This is a genomic window from Pseudomonas ovata (assembly GCF_003131185.1).
In the GTDB taxonomy this organism is placed as follows: domain Bacteria; phylum Pseudomonadota; class Gammaproteobacteria; order Pseudomonadales; family Pseudomonadaceae; genus Aquipseudomonas; species Aquipseudomonas ovata.
Genome location: NZ_QFFU01000033.1, coordinates 20,707 through 39,549, shown reverse-complemented (window position 1 = coordinate 39,549; position 18,843 = coordinate 20,707). Strand labels below are relative to the sequence as shown.

Below are 18,843 nucleotides of genomic sequence, written 5' to 3'. Positions count from 1 at the left end.
CCCGGCGCGTTCACACGACGCACTTCTGTCGTTGATGCCCCAGGCCTGTGATGGTGCCCTCCATGACATCGCCGGCTTCAAGGAAGCGATTGTAGTGAGTGCCATTTCCGGCCGGCGAACCGGTGCAGATAATGTCACCGGGCAACAGGCGTGCATAACGGGTGATATAAGCGATCTGCTTTTCGATATTGAACAGCATGTCGGCGGTCGTCTCGTCCTGCATCACAGCACCCGAAACCGTCAGTTTCATCGACAGCTCATAAGGGTTTTCAATGAAGCACCTGGGCACCAGATAAGGACCGATCGGCAGGAACCCTGGCTGACCTTTGGAGCGCAGCCAGTCGGTCCCCAGCATCTTGTAGTCTGTCCTGGGGATGAGGTCGCGGGCTGAAATATCGTTGACGATGGTATAACCGGCCACGTAATTCATGGCGTCGGCTTCGCTGACGTTATAAGCCTCCTGACCGATCACCACGGCCAGCTCGAGCTCCCAGTCAGGCTTGCGGGTGGTGGGCGGCAGCACCAGATCGTCGTAGGCACCGGAAATGGCCGAGACCGGTTTGGTAAAGACGTACGGCTCCCCATGGGCCACGCGCTTGTCCATCATGTCCTCGGCCCATGCCCGCAGCTCATCGTCGTTGAGTCCTTCAGGACCCACCTTGGAGTCAACGGTCAGGTCCACGACATGCTTGCGGTAGTTGGCGCCGGTGCAAAAGACCTGACGCGGCAGATCCACAGGCGAATGGAAGCGCAACTCGCGCTCATCGGTCCAGTCATGCGCAGACGCCTGGTGCACCAGTTGTTGCAAATCTTCAAGGCTGCGCTGCCAGTCATCGAGCAGCGACAGCACGGTTTTGTCGATCAGCCCTGCAAATCCATACTCTTTTGCCAGGTCGCCAAGGTTGGCCACTTTGTGGTCAACCACCACCCCGGCAAACTTGCGCGAGGGATCCTGGGCCGTTGAAAAGGTGCCGAGTGCAAATGTTTTCATTCATATCCTCCGGGGGTAGTCACTTGAGCAGAGAGGTATCGACGAGCGACGCGTAAGAGGCCTCTGCCCCCAACAGGCCCAGTTGCTTTCTGTGGGCGATCAACAGTTCGATGCCCTGTACGCTGGGCATCAGGGTCGTCGGAAAGGTATCGATCATCGCCTTGACGGCGCTGGCGGGCATGGACTGGCTGGCCAATACCGATTCAAGCTTGTTCAGGTTGCCCCCGATGCCGCGTACGGCCTGCGCGAGCAAGGCGATCCAGGCTTTGAGGGCCGGATTGTTGAGCAGTGTGGTGCGCCTGACGACCACGCCCTGCCCGGGAAACAGTGGGTAAGCAGCTTGAATGCCGGCAATGGTCACGAGCCCTTGGGCAAGGGCGAGTGAATCGAATGGCGGGCCCAATAACGTGGCGTCCCCTTGTCCGTCGACCAACGCCTGAAAGCGCTCCTTGACGCCCCCGACAGGCACCAGGGAATAAGCATCCCTGGCCAGGCCCGCCTCACCCAGCAGAGCCCTGAGTGCAATGACGAAACCATTTTCGGGTGCATCGACGAGGATGCTGGCACCTTCCAGGTCCTGAAGCGCTTGTACCTTCGATCGGCCGATCAAGCTCAAAGGTGTGGTGCTCTCGACCTGCGCCACAATGACAAAGTCCTGCGGCCCGGGACGCAGGTTCCAGTGCAGCACGTTATCCATCGATGTTACAGCCGCGTCCATTGCACCGCTGGACAGGGCTTCGAACTGCTCATCGGAAGACAGGGTCTGCCTTGATTGCAGTTCGACACGATCAGAGGCTTCCCAGGAGGCCGCAATGGACACGGCAGGCGGTACAAACCAGATGACACGAAGCATATTGTTATTCATTGTTATGACTCGCAGATGTGGCACCAAATATAATACTGAACGTATCGTATCGTCAATCTGTCTGACCGAGTGAAATGCTGCCGGGTGGCAGGCAGTGGCCCGGATATCGCCAGTCATTACCTGGCGGGATTGACCTGGTGCTTCGGCAGTGCAAATACGACCACGCTGCCGATCAGGATCAGGGCGCTGAGCAGAAGCAGGGCAAGACTTGCACTGCCACTGCTGTCTTTCATCCAGCCGACCAGCGCCGGAGAGAGAAATGAAGCCACGCTGCCGCATGAGCTGACAAAGGCAATGCCTATGGCAAGATCCCGGCTCGAGATAATGCCTGCAGGCAGTTGCCAGAACATGGCAAGCGCCGTCGTGGCACCCGCGCAGGCCAGCACCATGCCCAGCATGACAAGCAACAGACTTTGAGGCGCCAGGGCGGTCAGCGCGATACCGATAGCTGTCGCCAGCAGAGGAATGAATACGTGCCATCGGCGTTCACGCCGACGATCCGAAGAGCGCCCTGTCAACACCATGCAAAAACAGCCGACGAGGTAAGGAATGGCACTCAGCACACCGATCTGATGGCTGTGAGCGACACCGGCACCCGAAATCAAGGTCGGCATCCAGAAGGCAACAACCCCCATGCCGAGCATCACGGCCGAATAGATGACAATCAATAACGCGACCTGTGGGTTACGCAGCAGCGTGCCGAAGCGACCCCGTTCATCGATTGATGCCTGCCCGCCCACGAGTTGCCCCAAGGCAATGCGCTCATGCTCGGCAAGCCAGCGCGCTTCGTTGAAGTTGTCCGGTAGCACGCTCAACACAACCAGCCCCAGCAACACCACTGGCAAGCCCTCGAGCAGGAACATCCATTGCCAGCCACGCAAGGTGCTGCTGTCAGAAAAAGCCTCAAGAATCCAGCCAGAAACGGGGGCGCCCACCACACCTGCCATAGGGACGGCGATGGCAAACCAGGCGGTCACCTGAGCGCGTCGGTTTGTGGCAAACCAGCGATTGATAAACAGCAGAATGCCTGGGAAGAACCCTGCTTCTGCGACCCCCAGAAGAAATCGCAAGACATAAAACGCCAGAGGCGTTTCCACCCCCATCATGCCGGCAGACATCAAGCCCCACGACACCATGAGAAACGCAATCCAGCGACGCGGGCCGACTTTATCAAGCACCATGTTGCTCGGCACACCGAACAGCATATAGGACACAAAAAACAACCCGGCGCCGAGCCCGTAGACACTATTGCTGAACTGCAAGTCAGCACTCATCTGGATTTTGGCGAAACCGATATTGATACGGTCCAGGTGCGCAAACAGATAGCAGATAAAGAGCAGCGGAATGAGCCTGACGGCATTCTTGCGGTGAATCAGATCAGGCAACGCCTCATTATCAGGCTTCGCTGTTTGTGTGTGGGCGTCGATCAAAGACATGCCGGCCTACCTTATTATTGGATTTATCAGGGCTTTGTTTGATACCCGCGCCTCAAGCGATCACGGGCGTGGCCATGCAAGGCTCGTTGCACAGCCATTGAAAGGAACCGCTGGACACGACCTGTGTGGTCATCGCTGGAGTGCGACGTTTAAATATCCAGTACCAGGCGCGAGGACTTGCTACCGGAGCAACAGACGAACATCGACTTGCCTGCCTGACGCTCGTCATCGCTCAGGATAGAGTCACGATGGTCAGGCTCGCCTTCCAGCACAGCGACTTCGCAGGCACCGCAGATACCTTCTCTGCACGAATTCATGACCTCGATGCCGCTGGCAAGCATCGCCTCCAGAAGGCTCTGGCCTTTGTCAACCGCAAGGGTTTTCCCTGACCGGGCCAGGTGCACCTCATAACCCCCTTCGCAGGCCATTTCGTGAGTGGGCACAAAACTTTCAAAGTGCACGCGTGTGGAATCCACCTCGGCGGCGGCCTCCTTGTAGGCCTTGAGCATGCCGGCCGGACCACAACAGTAGTAGTGCCGCTGGCTGGCGTCGGCAGCGAAGATCCCGCGCAGCGTTGCCATCGTTTGCTCGGGCGTCAGGGCGTAGAGCAACTCGACATTGTTTCGCGACGCCGCATCGATTCGCTCAAGCAGTGCCGCATGCCTGGCTTCACGGGCGAAATAATAAAGCGTCCACGGCTTGCCCTGCGACTCCAGTTGCTGGGCCATGCTCCACAGTGGCGTGATACCGATACCGCCGGCGATCAATACCGTTTCGCAGGCAGCCGGGTCCAGCGCAAACAGGTTTCTCGGCGCGCCAACCTGCAACGTGGCACCGCATCGCAACCGTTCGTGCAAGTACCTTGAGCCGCCGCGACTGGCGGGATCTCTGGCCACGGCAATCACATAGCGGTTTTTATCGTCGGGATGATTGAGCAGGGAATAACTGCGGGTCGGCATGCCTTCAATGACCACATCGATGTGCGCACCGGCCGTAAATGGAGGCAGTTCAATGCCAGAGACTGGCCGCAGATCAAAGGCCAGTACCTGTTCGGCCTCATGGGTAATCGATTTCACATAAACCGGATAAAGCATGGAAGCTTGCATGATGACCTCAAGCGGCAGTGCACAGAACAGCGCCGGCCTGGCCGGCGCCAGCGCAAATCAGGCAGAGAACGTCTTGCGACGCTCATCTTGCTGTCTGTCGGTAAATACCCGGATATCGGTCTGTACCGGAATCATCGCTGCCAGCGCACGCAGCGCACGGTAGTCGGACTGCTCGGCCTTGAGACAGTCCTCACCCGCTTCGCTCAGGCGTATCCGCTCCATCAACTCACGCCGCAGGCGCACGATGGCCAGATCGCCACTGCCCAGAAACTCACGGGTACGGTCGACAATCGGAATGCTCTCGGCCACGGCGTAGTCTTCGAAAATCACGCCAGGGATGCCGCTCCAGCTTTCACCGGCACGCATGGCCGCCCGGTCCTGCCCATAGTTCGGCGTGCCCTGGCGTGAAGCGGCGAAGTTGTCATCCGACTCATCAGTGCCCAGCAAGGCGAAATCCGGCAGGTTCTGGTCGATCGGTTGACGAGTGTCCCAGTAGACGTACCACTGCAGGCTGCGCGTGTTATTGACCGGCACGACGATAATGACGAAGCCGGCTTCCGCGTCGGTGGTGCCAATGAAGGCGGTGCCTGGTGCCACGAATTCGGTCACGCGCAGGTAGTCCTGCTCGCCGCCGCTGGTGCGCAGGGAGTAGGAACGAAGGCCGTAAGGTCGGCTTTCCAGGGTGTATTTCGGCGTGTCATTGCCCGACACCAGTTGCAGCCCGGCTTGAGGAAGGCGCTTGTCTGCCGTGGTGTCGGCATGCAGCAGGCCAATGTGCGCCGAGTCCAGCAGCGTCTCGAGATTCTGCAGCCAGTTGGCCTCGTTGTAGGACGCCCGTGGCCGGCAATGCTCGCGGCCGAGGTAGGTGAAGGCGTAATCGGTGAACGCGGGCGGCTCACCCTCACCCAGGTAGACCCATACGATCGCGCCCCCCTCTCGCACCCGGAAACCCTGGCCTTTTACCTTGTCGCAAAAACCCTGGTCTTTCTCGGTGGGCATCTTTACGCAACGGCCTTCGGCATTGAAGCTCCAGCCATGAAAAATGCAGGTGAGGCGATTGTTCTCGTTACGCCCCAGCGCCAGCGAGACACCGCGATGGGGGCACGCCTCGCGCAGAAAACCGGCCTCACCGTTGTCGCCACGAAAAGCCACATAGTGCTCGCCCAGCAGCTCGACTTTGACCGGTGCTCCCCCCGGCTCCAGGGCGGCGCTGCGCAACGCCGGTATCCACTGTCGTTTCCAGTAGCGGTTCAGAGGCGTGCCTAGAGAGACATCGGTTAACAGGCGATTCTGTTCAGCAGTGAGCATGGTCGGGTCCTTTTTATTTTTCAGGCTTTCAGGGCTTTTACCTTAACCAAGAAGAATCTTAACAATTAAGGTATATCTACGCTAAGCCTGCCCGATCATGGTGTCAAGCCAAACCGTTAACCTATTAACGTTATCGTCGTAAGTCCGTTTGCCGTCGCTACAGAATGTGGATCCTTGAGGTATGATCGAAGCTCTGCACCCTCGAGCCGCTCATGAACAAGCTCTTTTCCCCTTCCGTCAGCCCTGAAGCCGTGGCCAATGCGTGGCGCCGGGAGCGTCCCGATCTTGAGCATGACGGCCTGTCACTGTTGATCCGTATTCGCAGCCTGGCCTTGCTGATCGATCAGCATGTCACCGACATCGCCGAACACATGGGCCTTGATTACAAGGAGCTGATGCTGCTGTTCGCCCTGAGGCGCAGCGGTGAGCCCTATTGCATGCGGCCTACCGACGTCTTCCGGTTGCTGAAAGTGACGTCGGGCGCGGCCACCTACCGCGCCGACAAGATGGTCGAAAAAGGCGTGGTCCTGCGCATTCCTGACCCGCTGGACCGGCGCGGCCAACTGATCAAGCTCAGCCCGTCCGGCATGGCCCTGGCGGACGCGGCCATCGACCGGCTGGCACAGGCCGGCAACGAGGCCATCCACGGCTTTGAGGGCAAACCGCACGCTATCGAACAACTGGGTGAACTGCTGCAGGTGCTTGAAGGTGGCTGGCTGAGCATCACACCTGACAGCAAAAACCCGCTGGCACGCAATGAGCCTTGAAGGCTGCACTGCCCGTCAGGACGCTGTTTTTCGAGTCAGGTTACCGGCCAGCATCAGTTCCAGGTTCTGCACCGCCGCCCCGGCCGCGCCCTTGCCCAGGTTGTCGAACACCGCCGCCAGCAAGACCTGGCTGCCATTGTCGAACACCATCAATTGCAGATCATCGGTGCCGTTCATGCTCTGTGGGTCAATGGCCGTCAAGGCCTTGGCCTGCTGCATCGGCATGACCTGCACAGTCCCGGTGCCGGCGTAATGCTGCTCCAGGCATGCCTGCAGCCGCTGTGCATCGACACCGGGCGCCAGCAAACGCATATGCAGGGGGATGGTCAGCACGATGCCTTGACGAAAATTGCCGTAGGACGGCACGAACAGCGGCCGCTCGCTCAGGCCGCTGTGTTGCTGGATCTCCGGGACATGCTTGTGCGCCAGCCCCAATCCATAGACCTGAAACGCCAGCGCCTGCGACGCCTTGGCGCCTTCATGCGCCTCGACGGCCGCGCGACCGCCCCCGGAATAGCCGGACACGGCATGAATGCTGGCCGGATAATCCCGGGGCAATAATCCCGCCTCCAGCAACGGATGCAACAGGCCCACAGCGCCGGTGGGGTAGCAGCCGGGGTTGCTGACCCGCTGTGCGCCGGCAATGCGCTGCGCCTGCTGCGCGCTCAGTTGCGCAAAGCCGTAGGTCCAGTCTGGATGGGTACGGTGGGCCGAGCTGGCATCGATCACCCGCACCGCCGGATTGTTGATGCTCGCCACCGCCTCGCGCGCGGCGTCATCAGGCAGGCACAGCAGCGCGATGTCGCAGGCATTGATGGCCTCACGCCGGTGTTTGGGATCCTTGCGCTGCTCAGGTGCCAGCGTAAGCACGCGCAAATCGGTACGCCCCTGCAACCGCTGCTGGATCTGCAAGCCGGTGGTGCCTTGGTCGCCGTCGATAAAAACCAGGGGTATTGCCATGAGAAGGTGCTCGCAAGAGAAGTCAGTGACTGTGATCTTGCGCATCGCCATGGAATAATAAAAGTTGAATTTTAAAACGGTTTTGTTCAGTTTTTCTGAACGAGGAATCCCCATGCGTGAAATCAGCCTGGACCGCCTGCGCACGCTGGTGGCCATCGCCGACCTGGGTTCGTTTGCCGAGGCGGCTCGTGAATTGAACCTGGCGCCGCCCACGGTCAGCCTGCACATTACCGATCTTGAAGCGCGGGTTGGCGGGTTGCTGTTGTCGCGCACCCGCGGCCGGGTCCAGCCAACCGCGCTGGGCGACACACTGATCGAACGCGCCAGGCGGCTCTTGGCCGATGCCGAGCAAGCACTGGAGGATGTACAGCGCCAAGTGCAGGGCCTGGCCGGCCGGGTGCGCCTGGGCGCTTCAACCGGGGCCATCGCGCAGCTGTTGCCGCAGGCGCTGGAAACCCTGGGGCGGGACCATCCGGCCATCGATGTGCAGGTCGCGGTGCTCACGTCCCGGGAAACCCTGAAAAAACTGGTCGAGGGCACGCTGGACATCGGCCTGGTGGCATTGCCCCAGGCGCCGTTGAAAGGCTTGACGATCAAGGCATGGCGGCGCGATCCGGTCATGGCCTTCCTGCCGGCACGCTGGGCATGCCCGGACCTGATCACCCCCGGCTGGCTGGCCGACCGGGCGCTGATTCTGAACGACAGCACCACCCGGCTTTCGCGTCAGACCTCAGAATGGTTTGCCAGCGCAGGCCAGCACCCTGCACCGCGTATCCAGCTCAATTACAACGATGCGATCAAAAGCCTGGTGGCCGCCGGTTATGGTGCGACCCTGCTACCTCATGAGGCCGATACGCCACTGCCCGACACCCGCATCGTCATGCGCCCCTTGCAGCCTGCCCTCTGGCGGCAACTGGGCATTGCCCATCGCGCCGGCAACGTCGAGCGCTCGACACAGCATGTGCTGGATGTCCTGTGGCAGTTGAGTGCCGATTGAGACGGGGGTTGTTTTCGAGGTTCTTTATTCATACAGGTGTGTGCCAACCTGGGGCTGGCGCGGGCTGAACAGCGCGAGGCGCTGCAGACCGAGTGGGGTGAATGTGCCAACGTATCTGGAAACGCCCGACCCGGTCGGGCGTGACAGCCCTCAGCGCACTGGCGCCGCGTACTGAATACCGCCCTGGTTCCACAGCGCGTTCAAACCGCGCTTGATCTTCAGGTCGCTGCCCGCTCCCAGGTAGCGCGCCACATCAGGGTTGGTAGTGTGCTTTTTCATGAAAGCACGCAGCATTACTTCATGCGCATCACCTTTCGCTCCGAGGAAGGTCGCTCGCTGCAGGAACTGGAAGAAGCCTTTGCGCCGCTGGTGGCAAAGTACAAGATGGACCACGCGTTTTTCGACGAGCGCACCCAGCGCAAAGTGATCCTGATGGTGTCGCGCTTCGGCCACTGTCTGAGCGACCTGTTGTATCGCTGGAAAATCGGGGTACTGCCCATCGGACTATGTCGCCCTGGGTCGCGACGTCGAGAGCCAGGTACTGGCACGCGCCATCCACGCGTATGTGCATGGGCGGGTGTTCATGAACGACAACAAGACCATCGTGTCCCCGCCTTCGCCGGATTCGTATTCGGCCGAGGTGCCGGGCTGAGCGAAATCCGGGCTGCCATGCATCATTTGATCGCGCATGACACTGGCCATGAGAATGAAGCGGTTGCCACTAAGGCCCGGAAGAACACTACGGTCTTGCCAGCGGTCACCGCGAAATCGCCATCCACCCGGCACACCCGGCCATGACGCCAGCGGATGTACGGTTCAGCTGCTTCATGGCGGCCGGTGAGCGAATCACGCGTTTGATGCGCGAAGCTGTGAGTAAGTAGACCATTTGGATCGACAGATCGATGCCAATACCCAGCGCCATGATCAACACCACTTCGGCAGTACTCAGACGCGTCAGATCGAATGCATGAGGCAGGACGGCACCAAAAAAAACCACGGCCTTCGGATTACCCAGCGTCAACAGGGCACCGGATAACAGACCCCGCGCGGCTGAGCGCTGGACAGGCGCCTGAGACTGCCCGGTATTGTTCGACCAGAGGTTCCAGGCGACAAACAGGATGAAAGCAATGCCCAGCCACTTGATTGCCACGAAAGCCTGTTCAAACTGCAAGGCCAGTGCAGCCAGGCCAAGGATCGCCACCAGCAGCCAGAGGGCATTGCCCAGCACCATGCCGACGATGAATGGCAAGGTCGATCTGGCTCCCCTGGACACCACCTGGCCGAGTAACGCGCCTTGTGCAGGTCCGGGAATGGCCGCGGCGATGGCAAACGGAACCACAAAAAACCACAGTGACGATTGAGTCAGCATGGCGACACTCCCTGTGCTTGAGAAAAGACCAGATCGTCGCATCAAGGGGCAGACCCGGCAAGTGGATACCATGCTGCCGCATGAGCCGGACATTGATCCATTGCACGTGCCCTGCGGGTCAGGCAGAACACATGCCTGGCGCCAAAGGCTGTTCCCAGGGGGCACACGGCGACCAGGCCTGCACGAGCTTATCGATGAAGAGCCGAATTTTTGGCGAGAGGTGCCGCTTACTGGGATAGATTACCCGGACAGGCTCTGCGGCCTCTGCATACTCTGCAAGCACTTGCACAAGCTTGCCGCTGCGCAAATCGTCATTGACGACATAAGACGGCAGCGTCGCGATACCCAGGCCTGCGACCGCTGACTGGTGCAAGGACTCGGCACTGTCCATCTGCAGCCTGCCGCCCTGCGTAAAGGGCCAGGGGCGCCCATCGACTCGAAAATGCCAGGGAAGCAGTCTTCCACCGCTGACAAAATGCAGGCACTGGTGAGCGGAGAGATCTTCGGGTGTTTCAGGCCGAGCGTGTTCAGCCAGATACCTGGGTGAAGCGCAACTGATCATTTGCTGGTAGGCCACGGTGCGCGTCAGCAATCGGGAATCCTCCCTGGGAGGCCCGATACGTATGGCCAGGTCGAATCCCTCATCAATCAGGTCGACCAGCCTGTCGGAAAAGGCGATGTCGATACTGAGCGATGGCCACTCCCTCAGACAACTCTCTACATGCTGGAGGATGTGGAGCCTGCCCAGTGCAACCGGCAGGCTGATACGCAGTCGTCCACTGGGCGTGGCGCGCCGAAACGCAAGGGCCTCCTCCACCTCATCCAGATCCTGAAGGACGCCCACGCAGCGGTCATAAAGCACCTGTCCGTCATCGGTCATGCTCAGGCTACGCGTGGTGCGATTGAGCAGTCTCACCTGCAGACGCGCTTCGAGCCTGACAATCGACTTGCCCACCGCCGAGCGCGTCAGGCCCAGTTGCTTTGCCGCTGCCGTGAAGCTTCCGGCATTCACCGAGCTTACAAAAGCTGCAATGTCGTTCAGGTTGTGGAGTTCCATAAGCCTTGAGATCTCGATGTTCGGGCGGTTTTACGCCTTCTATAGGGAACCCTATTCCCCAATGACAAGCATAGCATCTCGATTAGACACTAAAAAACCCCAAACTAATTGAGATCATGATGAATACTGAAGTAAAAATGGCTGTACACGCCTGGGCCAACAGCCTTGGCGACCTGGTGCCTGTTCTCAAGGGAATCGATACCACCACACGCATGAGCGACATCCGCGACGCCTATGCCCACATGCTTGCGCAGAATCCAGCGCCTGCCGGTGTCAGGTTTGAAACCGTCGACATGGGCGGGGTGCCAGGCACACTGGTCACTCCGGACATAATCAAGACCGACGCTGTATTGATGTATATCCATGGCGGCGCCTACATCGTCGGACGTCCGGATGGCTACCATGGCATCGGCGGCAACTATGCAAACAGGCTGGGTGCCCGGGTGTACATGCCCGATTACCGCCTTGCCCCCGAGCACAGGTTCCCGGCTTCCATCAACGACACACTGCGCGCCTATGAATGGTTGCTCGAACAGAACGTGCCAGCCAGAAGGATTGCATTCGCTGGCGAGTCAGCGGGTGGTGCGATGGTTGTCAGCGTGATGGTGGCGGCCAAATCACAAGGACTGGCATTGCCTGCGGTTGGCTCGTCCATTTCGCCATGGGCCAACCTTGAACACACCGGTGCGTCCATGAGCAATCGCGAAGGCCTGGACCCTCTGAACGCCAAGCCTGTTCTGGATATTCTTGCCAGAGCGTTCCTGGGCGACACCTTGGCCAATCACCCCCTGGCCTCGCCCGTATTCGCAGACGTCACTGGACTTCCGCCGATCCTGGTGCAGATCGGCGAGAACGAGTTGATGCTCAGTGATGCGATGCGTCTTGCCACTCACCTGGCTGACAACCGCGTTCGCGTCAACCTGGAAGTATGGCCGGCGATGTTCCACGCCTGGCACTTCTACGCCACCCGGCTGCCAGAAGCTCAGCAGGCCATGGAAAGCTCGGTGCGCTTCATTGAGGCGGGGCTGGCCGACGCTGATCGCTCACAGGCTGCGTGCACGTGAGATCAATCAGTGGCTGCCACCTGACTTCATATGGTGAACTGTGCGATCACTTCGTCCGATGACATGACATCGGCATACTCGTTACCGAGAATCGCCAAGGTCAATTCATGCACGGTCGTGGCGCTCCAGGACGCTCCATTCGTCCCTGCCACGGGCACGGCGGTGGTGGCGTCTGAAGGAAGAATGATGCCATAGCCGAGCGCCTTGCCCGCACGAACCGTCGCATCCATGCTGTTATGAATGACCACCCCGGTCAGCACCAGGCGCGTCGCCTGCAGGTGTTTGAGCACAGCGTCCAGTTCAGTGCCGATGAAGGCACAGTTTTCCTGTTTGATGACCACGATTTCTCCCGCTACAGGGGCCACCTCTTTCTTTATGCCGTTCCACGGGCCATGAACGTAGTAACTGGATGCAGGCGCTTGCTCATCGTGCTTTACATGAATAACCGGCCAATCGTTTGACCGCCAGTGTTCAAGAAGGCGTTGAATCACCGCCAGATAACCAGGATTACTTTTGCCCTCCCAGTTCGGCTGATCAATCGCCTCCTGAACGTCAAGGATGACCAGGGGGATGGGGCCGGATTGATCCTTCATGTCACTTCATCACCTCAAGAACGCTGAAGGCCGAGTGTGCTGAAACGAACCGCTGCCAGCAACTGCCAGCGTGCAATTACAGTGCGGATGATGCGAACAGCGCACTTATCGTGAACAGCCTGGCAGGCCCTTGAGTCGACAGAAATGATCCGTTCCCCGCCCCTGCTTACTCGTGCAGGGAATGGCGTGAAACTTGCTCTTTCTGAGCGTGATGCAAATGCCCGTATAACCGGCGACTCATTCATCAATCCTGGCCTCAAGATGGAGCCGTCAAGAGCACGCGCGGTACTGATAGGCCTTCAAGGAAAACCTGTCCATGGTTCAGCAACACCCGAACTATCCCCGCGACCTGCGCGGTTACGCAGGCAACCCACCCGATGCCAAATGGCCGGGCGGTGCACGCATCGCGGTCCAGTTCGTGCTCAATATCGAGGAAGGCAGCGAGAACTGCGTGCTGCATGGCGACAGCCAGAGCGAGACATTTCTCTCTGAAATTGTCGGCGCCCAGAGCTTTGCCGATCGGCACATGAGCATGGAATCGATGTACGAATACGGGTCACGCGCCGGGGTCTGGCGCATACTCGATGAATTCCGGCGGCGCGGCCTGCCGCTCACTGCCTTTGCCGTCGCCATGGCCCTGGAACGCTGCCCGGAAATCACCCAGGCGCTGATTGATCGCAATCACGAGATCGCCAGCCACGGCTGGCGCTGGTTGCATTACCAGAACGCCCCGGTCGACCTTGAACGCGAACATCTGCAGCGCGCCGTTGACATCATCACCCGACTTACCGGGTCGCCACCGCTTGGCTGGTACACCGGCCGGGACAGCCCCAACACCCGGCGCCTGGTGGCCGAACATGGCGGGTTCCTGTACGACAGCGATTACTATGGCGACGACCTGCCGTTGTGGACCGAAATGCAAACCCGGCAGGGTGTGCATGAGCCGCATTTGATCGTGCCTTACACCCTCGATGCCAATGACATGCGCTTCTCAAGCCCCGGCGGTTTCAATAGCGGTGATCAGTTCTTCGCCTATCTGCGAGACACCTTCGACGTGCTCTATGCCGAAGGCGAAACCGCGCCGAAGATGATGTCGGTCGGCTTGCACGCCCGGCTGGTCGGGCGCCCCGGGCGTTTCCGGGCACTGCAGCGCTTTCTCGACCATATCGAAGCCCATGATCGTGTCTGGGTGGCGCGTCGCGTCGATATTGCCCGCCACTGGATCGAGCATCATCCCTACCGCCCCTGACGGGATGCAACAGACTCTAGACCGCCTTGCTGCGTGGCCAGGCATAACTCAGGTGCTTGCTGCTGCCCAGGCGCAACTGCACCAGGGACTCCACCCATTTCAGCGCCACCTGCACGCCATCGACCACCGGCACGCCAAGGTCCTCCTGCAGGCGCTGCGCCCACTGGCTCATGCCGGCGCAGCCCATCACCAGGCACTCGCTGCGGTCATCGCGCAGGATCTGCTGGCCCAGCGCGCGCAGACGCAGGTAATGGACCGGGTCGCGCTCCAGTTCCAGCACCGGAATATCCGCCGCATGGATATTGGCGCAACGCCGTTGCAGGCCATAGCTGTGCATGTTGCGTTCAATGATATGAATCGAGCGCGGCAGGCTGGTGAGGATCGAGTAGCGCACACTCAGCATGCTCGCCGCGTGCATGGCCGCTTCACCAATGCCCAGCACCGGGCCGGTGGCCAACTCGCGGGCGGCGTCCAGGCCGGTGTCGTCGAAGCAGGCGATCACAAAACCTTGTACGCCCTCCTCCTGGCCTTGGCGCATCGCCTCCAGCAAGTGGTAAGCGGCGTACACACCATCGGCAGCGCCTTCGATACTGGCCACCGAGCCCGGCAGATGGATCACGCTCAATTGCGTTTCTGCCGCCTTGATGCCCTGGCAGGTTGCCTCCAGCAACCTCGCCATGCCCGCCGAGCCATTGGGGTTGATCACACGAATGTTCATACCGGTTTCCTCATTCGCTGGCTCAGGCTCATCAACAGCAACACCAGACCGATCAATGCCAGGGAAAACAATGTCGTCAGGGTGCCCAGTGCATAGAGCACCGGCGTGGTGACATTGGTGGTCATGCCGAAGATCTCCAGGGGCAGGCTATTGAAGCTGCCAGAGACCATCAACGTGCGGGCGAACTCGTCGTAGGACAGGGTGAAGCCGAACAGCGCCACCCCGAACAGACTCGGTGCAATCAGCGGCAGGACGATCAGGCGCACTGTTTGCCAGGGGCTGGCGCCAAGATCGCGCGCGGCCATTTCGTAGGCGCGGTTGAAGCGGTTGAACACGGCAAACATGATCAGCAGGCCGAACGGCAAGGTCCAGGTCAGGTGCGCGCCAAACGCCGAGCTGTACCAGACCGGCTCCCAGCCGAGGCGGTCGAACATCAGGCCAATGCCCAGGCTGACCAGGATCGACGGAATGATCAGGCTTGCCAGCGTCAGGTAGAACAGCGCCTGGCTGCCCGCGAAGGGTCGCCGGTAAGCGAAGCCGGCCAGCACCGAGAACACCAGGGTGCACGCCATCACCGCGAGGCCCAGGAGAATCGAGCGGCTGAACGCACCGGCAAAATCACCCACCTGCTGGGCCTGGAACAGGTTGTGGAACCAGTGCAGGGACACGCCATTCATGGGAAAGGTCAGCCCGCCGTCCGGGCCCTGGAACGAGAGGATGCCGATGGTCAGCGTCGGGCCGTAGAGAAACAGCACGAACAGGCCGAAGAACAGGCTCAGGCAATAAAAGCTCCACGGACGTACCTTGGATTTCATGATCACAACTCCTTACGGATATCCACCAGGCGGAACATCACCACCAGCATCAGCAACACCGTGGCCAGCAACACCACGGCACTGGCCGCCGCTGCCGGGTATTGCAACAGACTGATCTCGTTGTGGATCAGCACGCCGACCGAGGCATGCAGGCCGCCGCCCATGATGCGCACGGTGACGAAATCGCCCATCACCAGGGTCAGTACGAAAATGCTGCCGATGAGGATCCCTGACTTGCACAGCGGCACGATTACCAGCAGCAGGATCTGCCAGGTCTGCGCGCCGGCGTCCCGCGCCGCCTCGATCAGGCGGCGGTCGATGCGCATCATGGTGTTGAAGATCGGCACAACCATGAACAGCGTGTACAGGTGCACATAGGCCAGGACGATGGAAAATTCGCTGTACAGCAGAAACTCCAGCGGCTGGTCGATCAGCCCGGTACCGATCAGGCTGCTGTTGACCAGGCCATTGCGCCCCAGCAGCGGTATCCAGGAAATCATGCGGATGATGTTGGAGGTAAAGAACGGGATGGTGCACAGCAGGAACAACAAGGTCTGCACCTTGTTGCTACGGATGTGAAAGGCCAGGTAGTAGGCCACGGTAAAGCCCAGCGCCAGGGTGATCAGCCAGGTCAGCAAGGCATACTTGAAGGTGTTCAGGTAGGCCTGCAAGGTCGTCGGCGAAGACAGCAGGTACTGATAGTTGCCGAAGATGAAGTCCGGGATCAACTGGTAGGCGTCGTAGTCCCAGAAGCTCACCACCACGATCACCATGATGGGAAAGACCAGGAACAGCAGCAGGGTCAACGCCAGCGGCAGGGCTTGCAGGTGGCTGATGTTGGAGATGGCGGTGCGCATATCGAATCCAGGCTGCGGAAAAGAAGGTAAGTCGCAGGCATTGCGGTGGATGAAACAGCGCCATCCACCGTCAAGACCGGGTCATGAGACGATGAACTCGTTCCACTTGCGCACCATGTGGCGGTTCTCGTCCATGACCGAGTTCCAGCAGGCCACGCTGCCCATACGCTGCTCGTAGGAACCGCCATCACGCACCGCACCGGCCTTTTCCATGACCTTGCCGTCCGGACTGAGAATGTCGTTCCGGGCCGCCTTGCCTTCCATCCAGAAACCCCATTCATCGGCGCTCATGTATTGCCTGGAAGTCTCCGGGGCGGCGCTGTAATAGCCCTGGCGGTTAAGGTAGGCACCGACCCAGCCCGACAGGTACCAGTCGATGTATTCATAGGCCGCATCGAGTTCCAGGCCGCTGAGATGCCTGGCCAGACCGATGCCACCGCCCCAGGCGCGATAGCCCTCTTCCAGAGGCTGATAGGTGCAGGCCACACCGCGGCTGCGCACGGCGGCCACGGCCGGCGACCACATGGACTGGATCACCACCTCACCGGAAGCCATCAGGTTCACCGATTCATCGAAGCTTTTCCAGAAGGCGCGGAACTGACCGTTTTTCTTGGCTTGCATGAGGATGGCAATGGTCTTGTCGATCTCGTCCTGGGTCATGTTGCCCTTGTCACCGTAGGTGATTTCTCCCATGGACTCGCACATCATCGCCGCGTCCATGATGCCGATGGACGGGATATTGAGAATCGACGTCTTGCCCTTGAAAGCCGGGTCCATGAGGTCGCGCCAGTTCTTGATCGGGCGCCCGACCAGATCAGGACGAATCCCCAGGGTGTCGGCGTTGTAGATGGTCGGTACCAGTGTCATCCAGCGGGTCGGCTCACTGGCGAATTTCAGCGAATCGGCGCTTTCGACGAAGCCAACGGTGTGCGGTGCCGTACCCTGGGCGATCACCGAACCGGCGTTCAGCTTGCCGTTGATGAACAACGGCGAAATCTTGTCAAAGTTCTTCAGCCGGCGAGTGTCCATGGCCTGCATGGTGCCGGACGGAAACACCTTTTTGCCGATCCAGTATTCGATGTCGGCAATATCAAAGGAGCGCGGCTGAGTCACGGCACGCTGCGCCACTGCATCGGAGTCCAGCGCAGTGAGTTGCAGGGTGATGCCCAGGTCTTCCCTGGCCTTCATGGCGATGTCGTTGAGGTTGGACACCCCGGTGCCGAACTGGCGCAAGGTGATGTTCTTGATGTTCTGTGCCCAGATCATCGGAAACCCCGTGATCGCGCCCGAACCCACGGCCACCGCCGAGGCGACCCCCAGGCCCTTGATCAGGCTGCGCCTGGACAGTCCCTTGGCGGCTTCCAGCTGCGGGGTTTCGGCGGGGCATTGCGCAGTGCTGTCGTCGTGCTCACTCATCAGTGAACCTCCTGGGTCGGATTGGCGTATTGCGGGGAGAACAGGTTGAGGTGCGCGGCATCCCAGACCAGCAAGACCTCGGCGCCCACCTCGGGCACCTGATGTCGGCGGTCGGCCAGGTAAACCATCAGCGGCGTCGCACGGGCGGTCTGGCATTCGACATAGATAAAGGCCCCCTGAAACTCGACATCGCAGACCCGCGCCGGCAGACCGAACTGGCCAGACGGTACAGCGCTGTCAGGCGGCAGGATGTCAAGGTGGTCACAGCGCACCGAGAACGCCAACGGTGTGCCCACAGCAGCCTCGGCGTAGTCGTCGCCCAGTTGCGCCAGGCTCAGGCTGCCCTGCCCTGCACCGTCGACGCTGAGCACCACCCGATCCGCCTCACGCGGCCCGAGCTCGCCCTGCATCAGGCTGTGACCGCCAATGAATTGCGCGACAAAGGGCGTAGCCGGGCGCTCGAACAATTCTCGCGGCGGCGCGACCTGCTGGATCCGGCCGCCATCCATCACCACCGCCAGGTCGGCCAGGGCAAATGCTTCTTCCTGGGAGTGGGTGACATGGATGAAGGTCAGCCCCAATTGCTTCTGGATCGCCTTGAGTTCCTTGCGCATGCGAATCCGCAAAAACGGGTCGAGGGCAGACAGTGGCTCGTCGAGCAGCACCACATCCGGCTGGGTGATCAGGGCGCGGGCCAGCGCCACACGCTGCTGCTGACCACCGGAAAGCTGCTCGGGGTAGCTCTGGGCGTAATCCTGCATGTTCACCAGCGCCAGCAGTTCACGGGCCCTGGCGTGGCGCTCGGGCTTGGCCATGCCGGCAATGCGCAGGCCGAAGGCGACGTTGTCCAGGCAGTTCATGTGCGGGAACAACGCGTAGTTCTGAAACATCATTGCCGTTCCGCGCTGGGTCGGCGAAAAGTCCGTGACGTTGCGGTTATCCATGAGGATATCGCCCTCGCTCACCGCCTCGTGCCCGGCCAGCATGCGCAAGGTGGTGCTCTTGCCGCAACCGCTGGGACCGAGCAGGCAGCAATAGCTGCCACTGGGAATCTTCAGATGGATATCACTGACCGCTACCCGCGTACCGTAGGCCTTGTGCACCGCCACCAGCTCGACCTGACCTTTACCAGACATGCTCGCCGCCTAAGATCGCTAACAATTGATATAAAAGTGTTAGCAATCGATATGCCAAGCCCGCACTTCAACGCCCGCAATGCCTGCCTGAAGGCTACGCAGCGGTCTATCTGGCTGAAAAACGGCACTTTTTCTATCG

At 60.2% G+C, this 18,843-nt stretch carries 20 protein-coding genes; 5 read left to right on the top strand and 15 right to left on the bottom strand.

The window, feature by feature from the left end:
* Positions 1-10 precede the first annotated feature (10 nt).
* From DGA31_RS27350 to DGA31_RS27330, 5 genes are all read right to left on the bottom strand, one after another.
* Positions 11-991: a fumarylacetoacetate hydrolase family protein gene (locus DGA31_RS27350; protein ID WP_109514641.1), complete on the bottom strand. Its 981-nt coding sequence runs from the start codon at positions 989-991 to the stop codon at positions 11-13.
* 19 nt (positions 992-1,010) lie between these two features.
* Positions 1,011-1,844 (bottom strand): ABC transporter substrate-binding protein, encoded by an 834-nt coding sequence (locus tag DGA31_RS27345; RefSeq protein ID WP_206606852.1) that lies wholly within the window; start codon positions 1,842-1,844, stop codon positions 1,011-1,013.
* Positions 1,845-1,972: 128 nt separating this feature from the next.
* Positions 1,973-3,292 (bottom strand): MFS transporter, encoded by a 1,320-nt coding sequence (locus DGA31_RS27340; RefSeq protein WP_109514639.1) that lies wholly within the window; start codon positions 3,290-3,292, stop codon positions 1,973-1,975.
* A 149-nt stretch (positions 3,293-3,441) separates the two neighbouring features.
* Entirely contained in the window at positions 3,442-4,398 is a 957-nt protein-coding gene (locus tag DGA31_RS27335; protein WP_206606851.1) for a PDR/VanB family oxidoreductase, read from the bottom strand.
* 57 nt (positions 4,399-4,455) lie between these two features.
* Positions 4,456-5,706, bottom strand: coding sequence for a Rieske 2Fe-2S domain-containing protein (locus tag DGA31_RS27330; RefSeq protein ID WP_109514638.1), 1,251 nt, complete (start codon positions 5,704-5,706; stop codon positions 4,456-4,458).
* A gap of 212 nt (positions 5,707-5,918) precedes the next feature.
* On the opposite strand from DGA31_RS27330, the gene DGA31_RS27325 reads away from it, so the two are divergent.
* Positions 5,919-6,473 (top strand): MarR family winged helix-turn-helix transcriptional regulator, encoded by a 555-nt coding sequence (locus DGA31_RS27325; protein WP_056837682.1) that lies wholly within the window; start codon positions 5,919-5,921, stop codon positions 6,471-6,473.
* Between the two features lie 15 nt (positions 6,474-6,488).
* On the opposite strand, the gene argC is transcribed toward DGA31_RS27325, so the two are convergent.
* On the bottom strand, positions 6,489-7,433 hold the full coding sequence (gene argC, locus DGA31_RS27320) for an N-acetyl-gamma-glutamyl-phosphate reductase (protein ID WP_056837680.1): 945 nt from the start codon (positions 7,431-7,433) through the stop codon (positions 6,489-6,491).
* A gap of 112 nt (positions 7,434-7,545) precedes the next feature.
* On the opposite strand from argC, the gene DGA31_RS27315 reads away from it, so the two are divergent.
* Entirely contained in the window at positions 7,546-8,430 is an 885-nt protein-coding gene (locus DGA31_RS27315; protein ID WP_109514637.1) for a LysR family transcriptional regulator, read from the top strand.
* A 150-nt stretch (positions 8,431-8,580) separates the two neighbouring features.
* Here DGA31_RS27315 and DGA31_RS30100 read toward each other — a convergent pair whose 3' ends face one another.
* A complete protein-coding gene (locus DGA31_RS30100; protein ID WP_421958017.1) occupies positions 8,581-8,709 on the bottom strand; it encodes a hypothetical protein in 129 nt (42 codons plus the stop codon).
* On the opposite strand from DGA31_RS30100, the gene DGA31_RS27305 reads away from it, so the two are divergent.
* Positions 8,698-9,228 carry a hypothetical protein gene (locus DGA31_RS27305; RefSeq protein ID WP_241509664.1) on the top strand — a complete coding sequence of 177 codons (531 nt, stop codon included), beginning with the start codon at positions 8,698-8,700 and terminating at the stop codon, positions 9,226-9,228. The genes DGA31_RS30100 and DGA31_RS27305 overlap by 12 nt on opposite strands.
* Here the strand turns inward: DGA31_RS27305 and DGA31_RS27300 are convergent.
* Both DGA31_RS27300 and DGA31_RS27295 read right to left on the bottom strand, forming a co-directional pair.
* Entirely contained in the window at positions 9,188-9,841 is a 654-nt protein-coding gene (locus DGA31_RS27300) for a LysE family translocator (RefSeq protein WP_241509665.1), read from the bottom strand. The genes DGA31_RS27305 and DGA31_RS27300 overlap by 41 nt on opposite strands.
* A gap of 76 nt (positions 9,842-9,917) precedes the next feature.
* Positions 9,918-10,856 (bottom strand): LysR family transcriptional regulator, encoded by a 939-nt coding sequence (locus tag DGA31_RS27295; protein ID WP_109514635.1) that lies wholly within the window; start codon positions 10,854-10,856, stop codon positions 9,918-9,920.
* Between the two features lie 119 nt (positions 10,857-10,975).
* Here DGA31_RS27295 and DGA31_RS27290 point away from each other — a divergent pair, with 119 nt between their 5' ends.
* Entirely contained in the window at positions 10,976-11,920 is a 945-nt protein-coding gene (locus tag DGA31_RS27290; protein WP_161959237.1) for an alpha/beta hydrolase, read from the top strand.
* A 26-nt stretch (positions 11,921-11,946) separates the two neighbouring features.
* Here the strand turns inward: DGA31_RS27290 and DGA31_RS27285 are convergent, their stop codons facing one another.
* A complete protein-coding gene (locus tag DGA31_RS27285) occupies positions 11,947-12,513 on the bottom strand; it encodes an isochorismatase family protein (RefSeq protein WP_109514634.1) in 567 nt (188 codons plus the stop codon).
* 316 nt (positions 12,514-12,829) lie between these two features.
* Here DGA31_RS27285 and puuE point away from each other — a divergent pair, with 316 nt between their 5' ends.
* Positions 12,830-13,762 carry an allantoinase PuuE gene (gene puuE, locus DGA31_RS27280; protein ID WP_109514633.1) on the top strand — a complete coding sequence of 311 codons (933 nt, stop codon included), beginning with the start codon at positions 12,830-12,832 and terminating at the stop codon, positions 13,760-13,762.
* A gap of 16 nt (positions 13,763-13,778) precedes the next feature.
* On the opposite strand, the gene DGA31_RS27275 is transcribed toward puuE, so the two are convergent.
* From DGA31_RS27275 to DGA31_RS27255, 5 genes are all read right to left on the bottom strand, one after another.
* Positions 13,779-14,480: an aspartate/glutamate racemase family protein gene (locus DGA31_RS27275; protein WP_109514632.1), complete on the bottom strand. Its 702-nt coding sequence runs from the start codon at positions 14,478-14,480 to the stop codon at positions 13,779-13,781.
* A complete protein-coding gene (locus tag DGA31_RS27270) occupies positions 14,477-15,295 on the bottom strand; it encodes an ABC transporter permease (protein ID WP_109514631.1) in 819 nt (272 codons plus the stop codon). The genes DGA31_RS27275 and DGA31_RS27270 overlap by 4 nt, the downstream gene beginning before the upstream one ends.
* Before the next feature lie 2 nt (positions 15,296-15,297).
* Positions 15,298-16,152, bottom strand: a complete 855-nt coding sequence (locus tag DGA31_RS27265; RefSeq protein ID WP_109514630.1) for an ABC transporter permease — start codon at positions 16,150-16,152, stop codon at positions 15,298-15,300.
* Between the two features lie 81 nt (positions 16,153-16,233).
* Entirely contained in the window at positions 16,234-17,568 is a 1,335-nt protein-coding gene (locus DGA31_RS27260; RefSeq protein ID WP_109514629.1) for an ABC transporter substrate-binding protein, read from the bottom strand.
* Entirely contained in the window at positions 17,568-18,704 is a 1,137-nt protein-coding gene (locus tag DGA31_RS27255) for an ABC transporter ATP-binding protein (protein ID WP_109514628.1), read from the bottom strand. Before DGA31_RS27255 ends, DGA31_RS27260 begins: the two co-directional genes overlap by 1 nt.
* Positions 18,705-18,843 lie beyond the last annotated feature (139 nt).

Excerpts from the sequence above, each read along its gene's own strand:
- DGA31_RS27350 (WP_109514641.1), bottom strand. The coding sequence starts at position 991 with ATGAAAACATTTGCACTCGGCACCTTTTCAACGGCCCAGGATCCCTCG.
- DGA31_RS27345 (WP_206606852.1), bottom strand. The coding sequence starts at position 1,844 with ATGCTTCGTGTCATCTGGTTTGTACCGCCTGCCGTGTCCATTGCGGCC.
- DGA31_RS27340 (WP_109514639.1), bottom strand. The coding sequence starts at position 3,292 with ATGTCTTTGATCGACGCCCACACACAAACAGCGAAGCCTGATAATGAG.
- DGA31_RS27335 (WP_206606851.1), bottom strand. The coding sequence starts at position 4,398 with ATGCAAGCTTCCATGCTTTATCCGGTTTATGTGAAATCGATTACCCAT.
- DGA31_RS27330 (WP_109514638.1), bottom strand. The coding sequence starts at position 5,706 with ATGCTCACTGCTGAACAGAATCGCCTGTTAACCGATGTCTCTCTAGGC.
- DGA31_RS27325 (WP_056837682.1), top strand. The coding sequence starts at position 5,919 with ATGAACAAGCTCTTTTCCCCTTCCGTCAGCCCTGAAGCCGTGGCCAAT.
- argC (WP_056837680.1), bottom strand. The coding sequence starts at position 7,433 with ATGGCAATACCCCTGGTTTTTATCGACGGCGACCAAGGCACCACCGGC.
- DGA31_RS27315 (WP_109514637.1), top strand. The coding sequence starts at position 7,546 with ATGCGTGAAATCAGCCTGGACCGCCTGCGCACGCTGGTGGCCATCGCC.
- DGA31_RS30100 (WP_421958017.1), bottom strand. The coding sequence starts at position 8,709 with ATGAAAAAGCACACTACCAACCCTGATGTGGCGCGCTACCTGGGAGCG.
- DGA31_RS27300 (WP_241509665.1), bottom strand. The coding sequence starts at position 9,841 with ATGCGACGATCTGGTCTTTTCTCAAGCACAGGGAGTGTCGCCATGCTG.
- DGA31_RS27295 (WP_109514635.1), bottom strand. The coding sequence starts at position 10,856 with ATGGAACTCCACAACCTGAACGACATTGCAGCTTTTGTAAGCTCGGTG.
- DGA31_RS27290 (WP_161959237.1), top strand. The coding sequence starts at position 10,976 with ATGAATACTGAAGTAAAAATGGCTGTACACGCCTGGGCCAACAGCCTT.
- DGA31_RS27285 (WP_109514634.1), bottom strand. The coding sequence starts at position 12,513 with ATGAAGGATCAATCCGGCCCCATCCCCCTGGTCATCCTTGACGTTCAG.
- puuE (WP_109514633.1), top strand. The coding sequence starts at position 12,830 with ATGGTTCAGCAACACCCGAACTATCCCCGCGACCTGCGCGGTTACGCA.
- DGA31_RS27275 (WP_109514632.1), bottom strand. The coding sequence starts at position 14,480 with ATGAACATTCGTGTGATCAACCCCAATGGCTCGGCGGGCATGGCGAGG.
- DGA31_RS27270 (WP_109514631.1), bottom strand. The coding sequence starts at position 15,295 with ATGAAATCCAAGGTACGTCCGTGGAGCTTTTATTGCCTGAGCCTGTTC.
- DGA31_RS27265 (WP_109514630.1), bottom strand. The coding sequence starts at position 16,152 with ATGCGCACCGCCATCTCCAACATCAGCCACCTGCAAGCCCTGCCGCTG.
- DGA31_RS27260 (WP_109514629.1), bottom strand. The coding sequence starts at position 17,568 with ATGAGTGAGCACGACGACAGCACTGCGCAATGCCCCGCCGAAACCCCG.
- DGA31_RS27255 (WP_109514628.1), bottom strand. The coding sequence starts at position 18,704 with ATGTCTGGTAAAGGTCAGGTCGAGCTGGTGGCGGTGCACAAGGCCTAC.